Below are 16663 nucleotides of genomic sequence, written 5' to 3'. Positions count from 1 at the left end.
TATTATATGGCTTTAGTAGGAAGAAAATTTCCAAATCTTAGTGTAGATGCAATGAATGAAATGGGTGATACTTTCAAATTAAATGTGTTGGAAGAAGCTCAGAAAAACAATAAAAAAGTATTGCTTTTCTGGTACCCAAAAGATTTCACCTTTGTTTGCCCTACAGAACTTCACGCTTTCCAAAATGCGATGGAAGAATTTGAAAAAAGAAATGTAATGGTAATTGGAGCTTCTTGTGATACTCCAGAGGTGCATTTTGCATGGTTGAATACACCGAAAGATAATGGTGGTATTGAAGGAGTTAAATATCCAATCCTTGCAGATTCTAACCGTAATTTAAGCTCAAGACTGGATATTCTAGATATCATGAGTGAGACATACGATGATGAGACCGGAGCGATCACTCTTGAAGGTGATAATGTAACTTATAGAGCTACCTACCTTATCGATGAGGAAGGGACTGTATTCCATGAAGGGGTTAACCATATGCCACTTGGAAGAAACGTAAATGAATTCCTTAGATTGATCGATGCTTATACTCACGTTCAGGAAAAAGGAGAAGTTTGTCCAGCAAACTGGGAAGAAGGTAAAGAAGCAATGAACGCAGATCGCGAAGGAGTTGCATCTTACCTAAGCCTTAACTAAGAACAGGTTTAGCTTAAATTAAGAATCTAAAAAAATTGCTATGATTAAGGAATTAGATCAGGATAACTTAAGCGAATTAATTGAAGGGAACGATACTGTTGTGGTTCAATATATGGCCGGATGGTGTGGCAACTGTAGATTAATGAAGCCAAAATTTAAAAAGCTGGCTTCTGAAAATGAAAATGCTCAGTTTGTATTTGTAGATGCTGAAAAGTATCCGGAATCAAGAAAACTGGCAAAAGTTGATAACCTTCCTACCTTCGCAACATTCAAGAATGGAAGTTTTAAGAATCAGGTTCAGACTAACAAGTTTGACCAGTTAAAAAACTTGGTTGATGAAGTTACCAGTAATTAGACATCTGCAGAAGAACAATGAGGTAGAAAAATTAGAAAGTACTATTGAAGTACTGGAAAATTTCACCGAGCACCGTTCTGTTTCAGAAGAAGAAATGGATGTAATTGGTGAGTTACTTACCAATCTTTGTGGAGCTGTAGAAGTTCATAAGATGATAGAAGATGGTGTCCCAGAGAGGGATGCTGCAAATAACTTTGTAAAGAAAGTCCTTGGATCAATAGACAAATAGGTTTTCTTACAAATCATTTCATAAGGGCTGTTTTCATTGGGAAACAGCCCTTGTTGTTTTATGATAATTTTAGTAATAACCCAAAGACAATCTTCTAAATTTATATTTCTAATAAAAAAAATAGCATGGCAAGGATTGAACTTGGAGGAGAGAATGTAACTACCTATGGTAGTTTACCCTCAATGGATGAAAAAGCACCCCATTTTGAATTGATCAAATCAGATTTATCTATAGGTACTTTAGAAGACTTTAAAGGGAAACGAGTAATAATGAACATATTTCCAAGTATAGATACCGGTGTATGTGCAACTTCTGTGCGCAATTTCAACAAAAAAGCCTCAGAACTGAAAAATACCGTAATTTTGTGCATCTCTAGAGATCTGCCATTCGCACAACAAAGGTTTGTAAGTGATGAGGAACTGGAAAATGTGATCAATCTTTCAGATTTTAGAGATAGAAATTTTGGTAAAGACTATGGAGTAGAAATGATAGATGGTGCTTTTGAAGGACTTCTTTCAAGAGCTGTGGTTGTACTGGATGAAAATGGCCATGTGATACACTCACAACAGGTTTCAAAGATCGAAGACGAACCAGACTACCTTTCCGCTTTGAAAACAATTTTATAATGAAGAACAGTTTCCTCGGAAAAAGAATCAGAGGAGGAGGATATGCAATTAAAGGAGCCTGGCTCTTACTTAAGCATGAACCTAGCATTCAGGTGCAATTTGTGATTTCAATTCTCGTTTGTATTGCCGGCTGGTACTTCAATATTACAAGAACCGAGTGGATCTTTCAATTTCTGGCTATTGGTCTTGTAATGTCTACCGAAGGCCTGAATACTGCTATGGAAGCGATGGCAGACTTTGTGCATCCAGATTTTCATAATAAAATAGGTCATATTAAAGATGTTGCTGCTGGAGCTGTTTTTATCGCTGCACTTATTGCTGTAATCATTGCAGGTTTTATCTACTTTCCTTATTTATCATCCTAAAACCATAATTATGAAAAATTTACTTGGGGTCGTTATCGTCCTTTTTTTGTTTTCAAATGTTCAGGCACAGGAAGAATTGAAAAGGCTTGACTTAAATCTGGAGAACTATGAATATCCATATCCGGTAAGTTTTATTGAAATTAATGCTCAGAAGGAAACTAACACAATGGCCTATATGTATGTAAAAGCTACAAAACCAAACGGAAAAACAATTGTGCTCTTACATGGAAAAAATTTTAATGGTGCCTACTGGCAAACAACTATAGATACTTTAAGCAAAGAAGGTTATGATGTTTTAGTTCCAGACCAGATAGGCTTTGGGAAATCCAGTAAACCTGAATATTTTCAATATAGCTTTCAGCAACTGGCTGAAAATACCAAAAAACTAATCGAAAATCTTCACATTGAAAATACTACAATTCTTGGACATTCCATGGGCGGAATGCTTGCTACAAGGTTCGCTTTAATGTATCCTGATATTACTGAAAAACTGGTGCTAGTAAATCCAATCGGACTTGAAGACTGGAAACTGAAGATTCCTTATCAAAGTGTGAACGACTGGTATGAACAGGAATTAAAGAAAGATTATAAAGCAATAAAAGAGTATCAGAAAGAAAGTTATTACGCTGGAGACTGGAATGAGGATTATGCCCAATGGGCAAAATTACTGGCAGGCTGGACCTTAAATGAAAAATATTCTCTTATCGCCTGGAACGCTGCACTTACCTATGATATGATTCTCACCCAACCAGTCGTTTACGAGTTTAAAGAACTGGAAGTTCCCACGTTGCTTATCATTGGAACCAGAGACAGAACAGCGCTAGGTAAAAATCTGGTGAGCGAAGAAGTTAAGGCCACGATGGGCTTATATGACCAACTGGGAGAAGAGACTGCTGAAAAAATCCCTGATGCTGAATTAGTAGAGATTCCAGATACGGGTCATTTACCACAGATAGAAGCTTTCGATCAATATATCACAGCTTTACTTTCTTATTTAAAAAAATAAAAAGTGATTTCAGTCGTTTTTGCCTTGTAAAACGGGCAACATTCAAAATTGAAGTTTTTTTTCCTTAATTTGGAAAAGGCTAATTTGTATTTTTGCCGAAACCGTTCAACCTACATATGGCTAAAAAGAAGGTTAAGACCAGGAAAACCGCTAAAAAATCACGTAATATCACACTGAAGCTTAACAGGCAGCAGAAGGTGGTTCTGGGTAGTTTTCTCATGCTTTTTGGATTGGCGCTTGTAGTGGCTTTTGTTTCTTTTCTTTTTAACTGGCAGGCAGATCAAAGTGTACTTAACGAATTTGCAAATCGTGATATCGAAGCCAGGAACTGGCTTAGTAAATTTGGTGCTACCATCAGTGATTTCTTTATTTATAAAGGCTTTGGCCTCGCTGCTTTTTCTATCGCATTCTTAATTCTCTTAAGCGGAATTTATCTTTTTTTTGGTTTTAATAGCTCCAACCTCAGGAAATTCTGGTTCTGGGGAATTTTAGTCATGATATGGCTCTCCATTTTCTTTGGCTTTTTTGCTGAAAAGAATGCGCTTCTCGGAGGCCGTATAGGTTTTGAGACTAATGATTTCATACAGGATTATCTTGGTTTCTTTGGTACTGTGTTATTAATGCTTTTCCTGTTCATCGCATATCTCGCCATTCGATTAAAGGTGACTCCGGAAATGGTTGGAGGATACTTTAAATCTGGAAAAAAAGAATTGACAGATGCTATGGCAGAGCATCAATCTAATATTTCTGAAACCGATGAAGAGAGAGACTGGAAAGAAACGGTGGTAAAGCCAAAGGTTGAAGAAGAAGAAAAGACGCAGAGTGTAGATCTTTCTGAAGAAAAACCTGAAAAGAAGAAAGCTCCCGAACCATCTCCAAAAATGGAGGTGACCACTCCGCCGGAGGAAGATGTTTCTATGGAAGTGGAAGCCGCTCCTGAAGAGGAAGAAGACGATAATTTAAGTAAAAAACTGGTAAAGGATTTTGGTGAATTTGATCCTACCCTGGAGTTGAAAAATTATAAATTTCCAACTATTGAACTCTTAAAGGATTATGGCGGATCTATCACCATAGACCAGCAAGAGCTTGAAGAGAACAAGAATCGAATTGTAGAAACCCTCAAAAATTATAAAATTGAGATCGCCCAGATTAAAGCTACTGTTGGGCCTACGGTTACTCTTTATGAAATTGTTCCTGAAGCAGGGATCAGGATCTCTAAAATTAAGAACCTCGAAGATGATATCGCGCTTTCTCTCTCTGCGTTAGGAATAAGGATTATTGCTCCTATCCCGGGAAGAGGTACCATTGGTATAGAAGTGCCTAACAAAAATGCCAGTATTGTTTCCATGCGTTCTGTAATTGCTTCTGCTAAATTTCAAAATGCTGAAATGGAGCTACCCCTGGCGCTGGGTAAAACAATCTCTAATGAAACCTTTGTGGTAGATCTGGCTAAGATGCCGCATATGTTAATGGCTGGAGCAACCGGCCAGGGTAAATCTGTAGGACTGAATGCTATTCTTACTTCCCTGCTCTATTGCAAACATCCGGCTGAAGTAAAATTTGTACTGGTAGATCCCAAAAAAGTGGAGCTTACCCTCTTCAATAAAATTGAACGCCATTACCTGGCTAAATTACCAGATTCCGGGGATGCTATTATCACTGATAACACCAAAGTGATCAATACATTGAATTCTCTTTGTATTGAAATGGACGATCGTTACGACATGTTGAAAAATGCTATGTGCCGTAACATTAAGGAGTACAATACGAAATTCAAAGCCCGTAAACTAAATCCGAATGATGGTCATAAGTTCCTGCCATATATCGTACTGGTAGTAGATGAGTTTGCTGATCTTATTATGACCGCCGGGAAAGAAGTTGAAACTCCTATAGCCAGGCTGGCACAACTCGCACGTGCTATTGGTATTCATTTAATTATTGCAACACAGCGACCTTCGGTAAATGTTATAACGGGTATCATCAAAGCTAACTTTCCGGCAAGGGTAGCCTTCAGGGTAACTTCAAAAATCGATTCCAGAACGATCCTTGATAACCAGGGAGCAGATCAGTTAATTGGTCGTGGAGATATGTTATTTACACAGGGAAATGACTTAAAAAGACTTCAATGTGCATTTGTAGATACTCCTGAAGTTGATAAGATCACAGAATTTATTGGTTCTCAAAAAGCATATCCAGATGCACATCAGCTTCCGGCTTACGAAAGCGAGGAAAGTGGCACAGGTGTTGATATAGATGTGAGCGAGCGGGATAAGTTATTCCGTGAAGCCGCAGAAGTGATCGTGACGCACCAGCAAGGTTCAGCATCTTTACTTCAAAGGAAGTTAAAACTTGGCTATAACCGTGCCGGAAGAATCATAGATCAACTGGAAGCTGCAGGTATCGTTGGTCCGTTTGAAGGTAGCAAGGCCAGACAGGTTTTAGTAACAGATTTTGCGGCGCTAGATCAACTTTTAAATGAAAAACCAGACAATTAAAAATTCAAAATGAAAAAATTAGTATTTATCCTGGCTGCAATCATGTCTATGAATGTACAGGCTCAAAGTTCACAAAAAGCCGAAAAATTGCTTAATTCTGTTTCTTCTAAGGTAAAAGCCTATAAAAATATGGTGATAGAATTTAAGTACGGGCTGGAAAACACAGCTGAAAATGTTAGTCAGGAAACACGTGGTGATGTGAGTATTGAAGGTGAAAAGTATGTTTTGAACCTCATGGGTACCACCCAGCTTTTCGACGGGAAAAAGATCTATACCATCATTCCTGAAGATGAGGAGATCAACATCTCTAACTATGTTGAAGAAGATAACAATAGTATTACTCCTTCAAAAATGTTTAGCTTTTATGAGGACGGGTATAATTATGAAATGGATATCGCTCAAAATATCAAGGGACGCGAAATTCAATATGTAAAACTTACTCCAAAAGACAGCAATGCTGAGATCAAGAATATTTTACTGGGAATAGACAGCCAGACAAAACATATCTACAACCTGATACAAACTCAGGAAAATGGCACAAAAGTGACTATTACGGTAAAAAGTTTTAAAACAGACCAGCCTTTGGCTAAAAACCTGTTTACCTTTAACGAAGATAAATACAGCGATTTTTACATCAATAGATTAGACTAAATTGAAGATACTTGACCGGTACATACTAATAAGTTTTTTAAAAACTTTTTTTACGGTCTTTATAATTCTCATGTTCATCTTTGTACTCCAGACGATCTGGCTGTACATAGGTGAACTTGCTGGTAAAGACCTTGATGCAGAAGTGATCTTAAAGTTCCTTTTGTATTTTTCACCAAAACTGGTACCGCTGGTATTGCCGCTCACGATCCTGCTCACTTCCATCATGACTTTCGGCTCCTTTGCCGAAAATTATGAGTTTGCCGCGATGAAATCTTCAGGGATTTCGCTTGGTAGAGCCATGAGAAGTCTTACCGTCTTTATCGTATTTATAAGTTTTGTCGCATTTTTCTTTGCAAACAATGTAATTCCCGCTGCCGAATTCAAATCAATCAACCTTCGGAAAAACATCGCACAGTTAAAACCTGCCATGGCAATTTCTGAAGGTATTTTTAATGATATTGGTGCTTTTAATATCAAAGTTGAGGATAAAACCGGGGAAAATGATCAGTATTTAACCGATGTGATCATCCACCAAAAGAAACAAACCGGTGGGAACACTACGGTAATCAAAGCTAAAGAAGGAGAATTAGTGGGCAGTACAGAATCTGATGTACTGTCGCTTATTCTAAAAGAAGGAAACTATTACGACGAGATTAAGCCCAGTGATTACGAAAAGCGAAAAAATAAGCCGTTCACAAAAAGCTATTTTGATGAGTATGTGATCAACATAGATCTTTCCGATTTTAATAATGTGAACCTTGAAGATGAAAGTTATAGTTCAACACACGGAATGCTTAAAATTTCAGAGTTGGATGAGAGTATAGATTCATTCTCTGTTTCTTACAATAATAAGATGGCAGAGTTTAAAGAATCTATGTATAACCGTACCGGGGTGAAAAATCTTAAAATTAATTATAAAGCAAAAGATACCGTGGTGGCTTTTGAGGATGGCCTTTTATCTTTATACGACACCTATGATGGTGCCCAAATCTCAAATCTTGCTTTGGGAACAGTAAATTCAGCGCTGGCACATCTGGCAATGAAAAAACAGGAATTTAAAAAAAGTGTACAGCAGGTGAATAAATTTGAGATTGCGCTGCATGAGAAATATGCGCTCTCTATTGCCTGTATAGTTTTATTCTTTGTGGGTGCACCACTAGGTGCAATCATAAGGAAAGGAGGTATAGGTCTTCCAATTGTGGTCGCAATACTTCTATTCTTAACCTATCACTTTATTGGAATATTTGCCAAGAACTCCGCTGAAGATGGAAGTGTACCCGCTTTCGTGGCCACATGGCTTTCCACCTTCATCATGTTGCCATTGGGAATTTATTTAACCTATAGAGCCACTACAGATCAGGGACTATTTGTATTTGACAACATCCTGGAGCCTTTCAAAAAACTCTTCAAAAAAGCCGGTCTTTTCAAGGACAAAAGTAAAACAGAATAAATATCTTTGCAGCCACAAAAACAGATGTTATGGCTCAGGTGGAGAACAATCAATATTCAATAAAACTGGACAGTATTCAGGAGGCTATTGATGATATTCGTGCCGGTAAGGTAATTATTGTAGTAGACGATATTGATCGTGAAAATGAAGGTGATTTTTTAGCTGCTGCTGAAAAGGTCACTCCTGAAATGATCAATTTTATGGCTACCCATGGTCGCGGACTTATCTGCGCACCACTTACTGAAGCCAGGTGCAACGAGCTAAAGCTTGAAATGATGGTTGGTAATAATACCGACCCTATGGAAACTGCATTTACAATTTCCATTGATCTAAATGGAAAAGGGGTCACAACAGGTATCTCTGCTTCTGATAGAGCAAAAACAGTAGAAGCACTAATTGATCCCGATATTAAACCACAGGACCTGAACAGACCTGGTCATATTTTTCCTCTTAAAGCGAAAGAAGGTGGAGTACTGAGACGTACCGGGCATACGGAAGCCGCTATAGACTTTGCCAGGCTCGCAGGTTTTCAGCCGGCAGGAGTGATCGTGGAGATCATGAACGAAGATGGTACCATGGCCCGCTTACCTCAGCTTATGGAAGTAGCCAAAAAATTTGACCTCAAAATAGTCTCTATTGAAGATCTTGTAGCCTACAGGATGCAACATGATTCTTTAATTGATAAAAAAGAAGATTTTGAACTGGATACCAGGTATGGGAAATTTAGATTAAGAGCTTATAAACAAACTACAAATTCTCAGGTGCATATCGCGCTTACCAAAGGCACCTGGAAGCAGAATGAGGAGATCATGGTGAGGGTAAACTCCACTCGTGTAAATAATGATATTCTTGGAACACTAACTAACAATGTTGATAAGAAGCTTGACGGAATGTTTAAGGCAATTAATGATGAAGGGCGCGGTGCTATTGTCTTTATTAACCCGGCAAATCAGTCTCCCAATCTTTTAAGCAGACTTACAGAATTGAAAGAGAGTCAGAAAAAAGGTGAGATCAAAGCTCCTCCGGTAAAAATGGACAATAAGGACTTTGGAATTGGCGCCCAGATCCTACATGATCTTGAAATACATAAAATTAGGTTGCTTTCTAATACGCAACAGACCAAACGTGTAGGAATGATAGGTTATGGTCTTGAAATTACTGAATACGTAAGTTACTAGTCCATTTCAATTATCACCTCATCGATAGGCCTTCTTACTTTTTTAAATTTTGAAAAGTCATCATCTGCAGAGCGGTATCCAACTGGTAAAACCAGCACCGATCTTAAGTTTTTGTCATGAAGATTTAGAAATTCATCATATTTCTCTGGTTCAAAACCTTCCATTGGGCAGGCATCAATCTCTTCCGCAGCACAAACAGTTAACAGTGTTCCCAAAGCCAGATATGCCTGATTAATTGCCCAGGCCTCGATCTCTTCTACCTCCTTAGTTTTGAAATCATCTATAAGAAAATCATGAAAGGGTTTGAGAATCTCCTCTGGAGTTTCCCTTACATGTTTTACCCTTTTGAAGTAATTGGTGATAAACTCTTCATCTACTCTATCTTCAATACAAATTACCATTACATGAGATGCTGTATCTACCTGCTGCTGGTTCATCGAGAATTCTCGTAGTTTCCTTTGAGTATCTTTATTAGAGATGATGAGCATCTTTAAAGGTTGCAATCCATAAGAGGTTGCTGTTAAATTAAAGGCCTGTTTCAGGACCTTTACCTTTTCTTCAGAAAGGATTCTGGAATTATCAAATTTCTTGGTCGCGTAGCGCCAGTTCAAAGCTTTTATATTACTCATAACTTAAATAAAATAATATTTTACAAATGTACACAATGTAGAAGGTAACACTGGCGTTAGCGCATAAATTAATCTGATACATCCAATTATTATGGCTATCTTCGATACTCAATTCATCATTCATTAATGAATCGACTAAAAAAAATAATCCTGTCCTTTGTTATTGGTCTGGTACTAATCATTTTTGTAATTCTTGGAATTGAAGCTATCTTCCAGAGGCAAACTGCCGGACTTATTTACAGTAATATTTCTAATGTACCACCCGCTAAAACCGTAATTATTCTTGGTGCCAGTGTACATGCAGATGGAAAATTATCCCCGATCTTACAGGATCGAGTAGATACAGCCATAAGATTATATAAAAAAAACAAGGTGAATAATTTCCTGGTAACAGGAGACCATAGGAGTGATGATTATAACGAAGTAGCGGCAATGGTGGGTTATCTTGAAGAGAATGGTATAGATAAAAGTTTGATTATCTCAGATCACGCCGGGCTTGATACGTACGATAGCATGTATCGAGCTGGAAAACTATTTGAAGTAGAGAGTGCCATTGTGGTAACGCAAAAATTTCATCTCCCAAGAGCTTTATTTATCGCTAAAAATCTTGGATTTGACTATAGAGGTTTTGCAGCAGACCAAAGAGCTTATCAAACAGAATACAGACTTAAACAAAGGGAAAAACTCGCCAATCTAAAAGCCTTGTGGGAAGTGTTATTAAAGAAAAAACCCCGAACGCTCCAGGCACGTCTTTAATTTTTTCTTTCCATCCTCATTTGCATAATACCTACATGTACTCTTTCAGCCTTTGTAATACTTAGCTGAGTATTAAAACACAGGTTTATAACAGTTCCCGAAAAACTGTATCCAAAAATTTTCAAAGCTTTTTTCTATATTAGAGTACTACTAATTTCTAAAATCAAATTATATGATTCAGTGGCTAATTCATATTTTAATTGACGCTATTGTTCTACTAATTGCGGCAAAATTTCTTAGTAAAGTACATTTAAGCGGATTTAAATCTGCCATTATCGTAGCACTAATTATTGGTGTTTTAAGTTTTCTTTTGAGCTGGTTGTTAACTGCCATTCTTAATATCGCGACTTTAGGTATTTTCTATTTCCTGGGAATTGGATTTGTAACAAGGGTTATTGCTTACGCGCTCATTATTGAAATTGCAGATAAATTATCTTCAGATTTTAAAACTGATGGTTTCTGGCCATCACTATGGCTTGCTGTTTTAATTGCAATTATTGGTGGAATTGTGGATGCTATCTTATTTTAAAATAAAAATTACCGGGTGAGATGCTTCATCCGGTTTTTTCTTCCCCACCACACTATAAATCCTGTTACTGGTAAAGAAGCTACGAACAAGCTCAATATAAATGCCACGACCTTTCCAGGCATTCCAAAATATTGTCCTGTATGTATTCCATAACTCATTTCCTGTAATTTAAGTCCTGTACTTTTAGTTTCATACGCTTGTTTCTGAAGTAATTCAGCCGTCTGTGGATGAAAATAATAGTTAGACTGATGGTCAAAATCCAGAGATTCTGGATATACCCCGGTTACCACAGGATGGTGATCTCCCTCCGTCCAAACAAAATACATATCATTATCAGGAGCCAGTTTAATTGTTTCATAGAATGCAATATCTATAGGACTTTCTGAAATTCTTGGTTTTTGGATGATATCTTCAATATGATGGTCACTTTCCACATCTTCTCCAAGATTTCCTGTGAAATAGATAGCTGTTTTCATCCAGTCATATGAAAAATACAATCCGGTTATGGCGACAATTATTGCCAGAATATGCAGATAGAATCCACTAATATTATGAAGATCATAATTAACTCTTCTCCAGCGGGCATTCCATTTCATTTTCAGGCTTTTCTTCAGGTTCTTTAATTTTTTTGGCCACCATAAAATAACCCCTGTGATCATCATTAAAATAAATAAAAGCGTAGAAGCGCCTACTATCTGCCTGCCGATCTCCTGAGGTAATAAAAGGTACATATGTAGCGACTTAATGATTTCAAAGAAATCTTCTGTAAAATCCTGTGCATATAAAAATTCCCCGGTGTAGGGATCCAGGTAAAAATAATAAGGAGTTTCCTCATGCAGACCATATACCGCAACCGGTCTGTCTTTTCCCGTATAAAGTACAAAATCATCAGTAGCACCTGGATATCTTTCCTGTACAATCTCCTTGATCCTGGATGGCGCAATAAATACCTCGTTCCTCTCTTCTACAAACCTATAGTCATAGATTGTATCTTTTATTTCATCATGAAAAACATAGATACAACCAGTGATGGCAACAATAAATACAATAATTCCTGTAATAAGTCCAAGCCAGAGATGAAGCCTTCCAGCCCACTTTCTTAAAGTGTTATTTTTTTTCTTTTTCTTCATATCTAATAAGTGACCTTCTAAAAAGTATTGTTTTGGTAAAGACATTGTCTCCTAAGTCAACTAACCTGATAATTGGAGCGTAGCGGATTTTTATTTAGTTATTTTCAAACAAAGTTTTACTGCGCTCCGTTTGGCAAACTACTTTCTAAGAAGTTACAGCTAATTCTGTATTAAAATTTATAGGTTAAAGCAGCTGCAAAATTCCTTGGTGCTTGCGGATTAATGGTAGACCATCCATTAAAATAATCTTCATTAGTAAGATTATTCAGCTTTAAATTGATTGAAAATTTGTCTACATCATAAAAAACAGCAGCGTTCAAAACCGTATATGCAGGTAAAGTAAACGTGCCGGCGGTATTCCTGTTAAAGATCATATTTTCACTGGCATAATTTCCGCCAAATCCAACGCCAAACCCTTCAGCCACACCAGAACTAAATCTATAGCTGGCCCAAAGGTTAGCGAGATTTTCAGGTCCTGCTGATTCTGGTCTTTTTCCGAGAAAGTCATCATTTGCCAAAGCTTCGGTTACTTCACTATCATTATGGCTAAAACCAGCTACAAGATTTAATCCCTCAACGGGGCTTACGGTAATCCTGGCTTCAAATCCACGACTGTACTGTGTACCATCCTGGGTCACTTCAAACCCACTGCCCAAAACAATATTTTCAACCTGAATATCATAATAGCTTAAGGTGGCAAAAAGTTTATCATTGAAAAAATTAAGCTTTGTCCCAATTTCAAACTGCGTGGCGTGCTCGGGATCAAATGTAATTCTCCTGGTTTCACCGGTCTCCTGATTTATTGCTTCAGAAGGAGCCACGTTACTGAAGCCATCCATATAATTAGCAAAAACCGAGAGCTTATCGATCATTGGTTGATAAACCACTCCGAATTTTGGAGAAAAAGTTGTCTGGCTGTTGCTATCATTTTCAAATTGATCTATACGTAAACTCGCCATAGCCGATAAGGCAGGTGTAATATTTAAAACATTAGAGATGTAAGCGCTGTAGATATCCTCTTTGGTTGTACTATTATTACGATCTGTGTTTTCCAGCAATCCATCAACAGCAGCGGTAGAAAGGATTCCGCTGTCTCCATCAGTGATATAATTAGCTTCTTCTGTAATTCCGAAAACATTTTCATTTACGTTTTGCAAACTGGCATTTCCTATATAAACATTCCCATTTCCTATATATCCGGTACCATTATCTATCACTTCCCTTTGGAAATAATCGAGACCGGCGACCATTCGATTCCTCATTCCGAAGAGCTCAAAATCACCAATAAAATTTTGTTGAAAATCTGTAGTGAGCGTGGTGGAGTTTTGATTATTCATAAACCTAGAAAGCACAATACCCTCATCCAGACCTTCAAAAAATCTTGTCGATTCATATAAATAAGAGTAGTAGCCCTTTGATTTTGCGCTCCCCCGTGAAATAACGGTTTGTGAGGTCCAGTGATCTGAAAGTTCATAATTCATCTGTCCCTGGAGGCTATAGGTAGGATTCTCCAGAGTTAGATCATTGCTAGTGTAAGACCTGCTGGCATTATAATTGAGTTCATCAATATTGGTAACGGTTAACGGCGCCCCCCTGTCTACAAAAAGCATAGTTGGATTGGTAGATTCCCCGTCGAAAAATTCAGTATTTATAAGAAATGAAAGTTTATCATTCACCTTATACTTCAAAGATGGAGCTATAAACAGTGATTTTGAAAACCCGGCATCCTGAAATGAATTTTGTGTTTGATAGGCTGTGTTCACCCTTAGTGCAACATCACCCTCATCGTCCAGTGGCGTATTTACATCTGCCGCTATTCTATTAAGGCCAAAACTCCCCAAAGTATAAGTAATGTTTCCTCCAAAATAGTCATAAGGTTGTTTAGTTGTTATATTGATCAAGCCCCCATAAGAAATAAGACTGCTTCCATATAAAGTTCCAGATGGGCCCTTTATAACTTCAATATTCTCAATATTGGCAGGGTCTGGACTTCCATTGGTGATTGCAGGGAGTCCGTTTACTAAATTGGGTTGAACGGGGAAGCCTCTTAAAGAATAATATCCGGCTCCATCTCCTCCTCTACCCGTAGACTCCCAAAGCTTAGTGATGCCTGAACTATTTTTTAAAGCATCATCAAAATTGGTAATAATCTGTTCTTTGAGAATTTCAGCGGTAATATTATCATAGACCTGCGGATTCTCGATCTTCTTTAAAGGCATCTTTGAAACGTAAACACTTTTATCCCGGTTAAATTTATTTGCATTTCCGTTACCGTTGATCACCACCTCATTCAAAGTTTCTTCATTCAGTATCAAAATTATATCTGATAATTGGGTTGTTTCTCCTCCATTAATAGATACCGCTATTTGTTGAGGTTTGAACCCCATATAAGTGACTTTTAATAAATAATTTCCCTGAGGAATATTATTCAACTCAAAAGAACCATTGGCACCTGTTTGGGTCCCCTTGCCTATTCCTTCAATATTTATATTCGCTTCTGCAATTGCCGTTCCTTCCACATTAGTGACCTTGCCTTGCAGATTTCCGGAATTCTGGGCAAATCCGGTAACGGAAACAAGCAAAATCAGGATAAGTATTTTTCGATTCATTTTGGTTAATTTTATTTAGACTTATTATAAATAGAACCGCAAATCTATTATCCGGAAATGAAAAATAAAAGCTTATTTAGATTTATTTTAAATAAAAATTCTGAAATAACTGTCTGTCAAACATTTAAAGCGAAAAAATATAACGCTGCCTTTCTGAGGTAATAATCTCGATCTTTTCGTTCTGAATTTATTTTAGAATTTCCAAGTATATACTGACTCACAAGCCTGTAAAATTCTAAAAAGTTATAAATGCTCATTTCCGGCAGTTTTAGAAACTCCATAACGCTATATTAAACACAGTACGTTCAAAAGCTAGATTCCTAAGATTATTGCTACTAAATAGAATAAGAATTCATTATAGCCTTACTACTAAAATTAATATCAATTTAAAACGATTATAATCTCATTACTTTACTTTTGATCCTTCAAATGAATAGCTATGATCAAACTTATTGTAACCGATGTAGACGGGACTTTGCTGAATGATAACCATGAGATACATCCAGACTTCTGGAAAGTTGAAGAACAATTAACGAAGAGTGGTATTTTATTTTCTATCGCCAGTGGTCGCCAGTTTTATAATCTGGAATCTAAGTTTGAAAAAATAAAAGATCGAACCATGTTCTTTGCTGAAAATGGAACTTATGTTTCCCACAAGGGCAAAGAACTTTATGTAAATCCAATTGAAAAAAATGCTGCAATAGAGTTCATTCAGCTAGGCAGAGAACTGGAACATACACAACTAGTTCTATGCGGAAAAGAGTCGGCATATATTGAATCTGAAGATGAAAACTTTCGAAATGAAATTTCAAAATTCTACGAGAGACTTGAGGTAGTTGAAGATCTCACAAAAGTTGAAGACACCTACTTAAAGGTCACTTTATGCAATTTCAACGGAGTAGAAGATCATACATTTCCTCATTTTGTGAATTATACAGATCGTTATAAAGTGGCAATTGCCGCGAAGGTTTTTATAGACATCACCGCATTAAATGCCAATAAAGGAAATGCGATAAAAGATATACAAAAAGAGCTGAATATCTCACCGGAAGAAACACTGGTTTTTGGTGATTATTTAAACGATCTGGAAATGATGCAGGTTGCGAAACACAGCTACGCTATGAAGAATGCACACCCTGAAATTCTTCAGGCGAGTAATTTTATCACCAGCCATGATAATAACGATAATGGCGTTCTAAGGACGATTGAAGCACTTGGCCTGCTAAAATCTTAATTTATGATGATGTTTGTTCTGTCTAGGCCTGTATTTCCGGTCACTGGATCGTAAGCATAGATCACTACCTCATAAAGTCCTTTTTCAAGAGTAACTTCAGTTTTAAAGGTACTGGGCTTATCTTTTTGAGTTAATTCAAACTCTTTAGCATTGCCATCTTTTTCGGTAATAATGGCTTTCACTTCGTATTGATTGGCATTCCAAACTCCATCTCTGGTTATTGGACAACCACACATCATAACAATATTTGCCTTTATCTCTACCTTTTCAGAAGCAGCAATCCTTTCATGAGTCTGCGGACCTAGAATATCAACAACAAATCCAGGTATTTCCAGTACGACGCCATCTCCTGTAATATCTTTTCCCGGGATCACCCAAAGTTGAGTACTGCTCATTACCTCAGCCTGTTTTTTATTTACAGGGGCATAGGCTTCAATAGTAATAAATTTAGGGTTTTCAATATCAAGGATAGCTTTATAACCGGCAGTTTTATCATCAGAAAGTTTTTCTGAACGTTTCCAATCCTGTTTCATGATCTTTTCAGTATTGCCCGTACTTCCTGAAGTAATACCTTGTGCCAGAATTTCTTCGGTTAATGCATCTTTCACCAATATTTTAGCTCCGCCAATGGATGAACCAATAAATTTAGCATCTTTAGCTTTTGCTCTTATCATGATACTGGTTTCCTGGGCAATCAGATCTCCAGAAAATATCATTAAGATAAAAGCATAAAAAAACCGGTAAAAATTAAAACCTTTCATAGTATCAATGTTTAC

At 37.2% G+C, this 16663-nt stretch carries 17 protein-coding genes; 13 read left to right on the top strand and 4 right to left on the bottom strand.

What is annotated here, in order from left to right:
- Nucleotides 1-6: 6 nt before the first annotated feature.
- The 10 genes from BLT95_RS00975 (at nt 7) to ribB (ending at nt 9000) form a co-directional block, all read left to right on the top strand.
- On the top strand, nt 7-645 hold the full coding sequence (locus BLT95_RS00975) for a peroxiredoxin (protein ID WP_089664212.1): 639 nt from the start codon (nt 7-9) through the stop codon (nt 643-645).
- 40 nt (nt 646-685) lie between these two features.
- Nucleotides 686-1000 carry a thioredoxin family protein gene (locus BLT95_RS00970; RefSeq protein WP_089664211.1) on the top strand — a complete coding sequence of 105 codons (315 nt, stop codon included), beginning with the start codon at nt 686-688 and terminating at the stop codon, nt 998-1000.
- The gene (locus BLT95_RS00965) at nt 981-1229 is read left to right on the top strand and encodes a hypothetical protein (RefSeq protein ID WP_089664210.1); all 249 of its coding nucleotides are present in this window, start codon (nt 981-983) and stop codon (nt 1227-1229) included. Before BLT95_RS00970 ends, BLT95_RS00965 begins: the two co-directional genes overlap by 20 nt.
- Before the next feature lie 125 nt (nt 1230-1354).
- Nucleotides 1355-1855 carry a thiol peroxidase gene (gene tpx, locus BLT95_RS00960; protein WP_089664209.1) on the top strand — a complete coding sequence of 167 codons (501 nt, stop codon included), beginning with the start codon at nt 1355-1357 and terminating at the stop codon, nt 1853-1855.
- Nucleotides 1855-2220 carry a diacylglycerol kinase family protein gene (locus BLT95_RS00955; protein ID WP_089664208.1) on the top strand — a complete coding sequence of 122 codons (366 nt, stop codon included), beginning with the start codon at nt 1855-1857 and terminating at the stop codon, nt 2218-2220. Before tpx ends, BLT95_RS00955 begins: the two co-directional genes overlap by 1 nt.
- A gap of 10 nt (nt 2221-2230) precedes the next feature.
- Nucleotides 2231-3226 (top strand): alpha/beta hydrolase, encoded by a 996-nt coding sequence (locus tag BLT95_RS00950; RefSeq protein WP_172822555.1) that lies wholly within the window; start codon nt 2231-2233, stop codon nt 3224-3226.
- A gap of 116 nt (nt 3227-3342) precedes the next feature.
- Nucleotides 3343-5721, top strand: coding sequence for a DNA translocase FtsK (locus BLT95_RS00945; protein WP_089664207.1), 2379 nt, complete (start codon nt 3343-3345; stop codon nt 5719-5721).
- Between the two features lie 9 nt (nt 5722-5730).
- Nucleotides 5731-6372, top strand: a complete 642-nt coding sequence (locus BLT95_RS00940; RefSeq protein WP_089664206.1) for an outer membrane lipoprotein carrier protein LolA — start codon at nt 5731-5733, stop codon at nt 6370-6372.
- Nucleotides 6373-6442: 70 nt separating this feature from the next.
- Nucleotides 6443-7822 (top strand): LptF/LptG family permease, encoded by a 1380-nt coding sequence (locus tag BLT95_RS00935; protein WP_231896384.1) that lies wholly within the window; start codon nt 6443-6445, stop codon nt 7820-7822.
- A 29-nt stretch (nt 7823-7851) separates the two neighbouring features.
- Complete coding sequence (gene ribB, locus BLT95_RS00930) at nt 7852-9000, top strand: 3,4-dihydroxy-2-butanone-4-phosphate synthase (RefSeq protein WP_089664205.1); 1149 nt, start codon at nt 7852-7854, stop codon at nt 8998-9000.
- Here the strand turns inward: ribB and BLT95_RS00925 are convergent.
- Entirely contained in the window at nt 8997-9629 is a 633-nt protein-coding gene (locus BLT95_RS00925; protein ID WP_089664204.1) for an NAD(P)H-dependent oxidoreductase, read from the bottom strand. The two genes, ribB and BLT95_RS00925, sit on opposite strands and share 4 nt — an antisense overlap.
- Nucleotides 9630-9755: 126 nt before the next feature.
- Here BLT95_RS00925 and BLT95_RS00920 point away from each other — a divergent pair, with 126 nt between their 5' ends.
- Both BLT95_RS00920 and BLT95_RS00915 read left to right on the top strand, forming a co-directional pair.
- Nucleotides 9756-10385, top strand: a complete 630-nt coding sequence (locus BLT95_RS00920) for an ElyC/SanA/YdcF family protein (RefSeq protein ID WP_089664203.1) — start codon at nt 9756-9758, stop codon at nt 10383-10385.
- 172 nt (nt 10386-10557) lie between these two features.
- Nucleotides 10558-10914, top strand: coding sequence for a phage holin family protein (locus BLT95_RS00915; protein WP_089664202.1), 357 nt, complete (start codon nt 10558-10560; stop codon nt 10912-10914).
- A gap of 8 nt (nt 10915-10922) precedes the next feature.
- Here BLT95_RS00915 and BLT95_RS00910 read toward each other — a convergent pair whose 3' ends face one another.
- Together BLT95_RS00910 and BLT95_RS00905 are read right to left on the bottom strand one after the other, a co-directional pair.
- On the bottom strand, nt 10923-12044 hold the full coding sequence (locus tag BLT95_RS00910; RefSeq protein WP_089664201.1) for a PepSY-associated TM helix domain-containing protein: 1122 nt from the start codon (nt 12042-12044) through the stop codon (nt 10923-10925).
- Nucleotides 12045-12214: 170 nt separating this feature from the next.
- Nucleotides 12215-14653 (bottom strand): TonB-dependent receptor, encoded by a 2439-nt coding sequence (locus BLT95_RS00905; RefSeq protein ID WP_089664200.1) that lies wholly within the window; start codon nt 14651-14653, stop codon nt 12215-12217.
- 439 nt (nt 14654-15092) lie between these two features.
- Here BLT95_RS00905 and BLT95_RS00900 point away from each other — a divergent pair, with 439 nt between their 5' ends.
- Nucleotides 15093-15887, top strand: a complete 795-nt coding sequence (locus BLT95_RS00900) for an HAD family hydrolase (protein WP_089664199.1) — start codon at nt 15093-15095, stop codon at nt 15885-15887.
- Here BLT95_RS00900 and BLT95_RS00895 read toward each other — a convergent pair.
- Nucleotides 15884-16648, bottom strand: coding sequence for a hypothetical protein (locus BLT95_RS00895; RefSeq protein ID WP_089664198.1), 765 nt, complete (start codon nt 16646-16648; stop codon nt 15884-15886). The two genes, BLT95_RS00900 and BLT95_RS00895, sit on opposite strands and share 4 nt — an antisense overlap.
- Nucleotides 16649-16663 lie beyond the last annotated feature (15 nt).

Source organism: Gramella sp. MAR_2010_147, assembly GCF_900105135.1.
Classification (GTDB): Bacteria; Bacteroidota; Bacteroidia; order Flavobacteriales; family Flavobacteriaceae; genus Christiangramia.
This window is presented reverse-complemented; position numbering and strand designations above follow the sequence as displayed.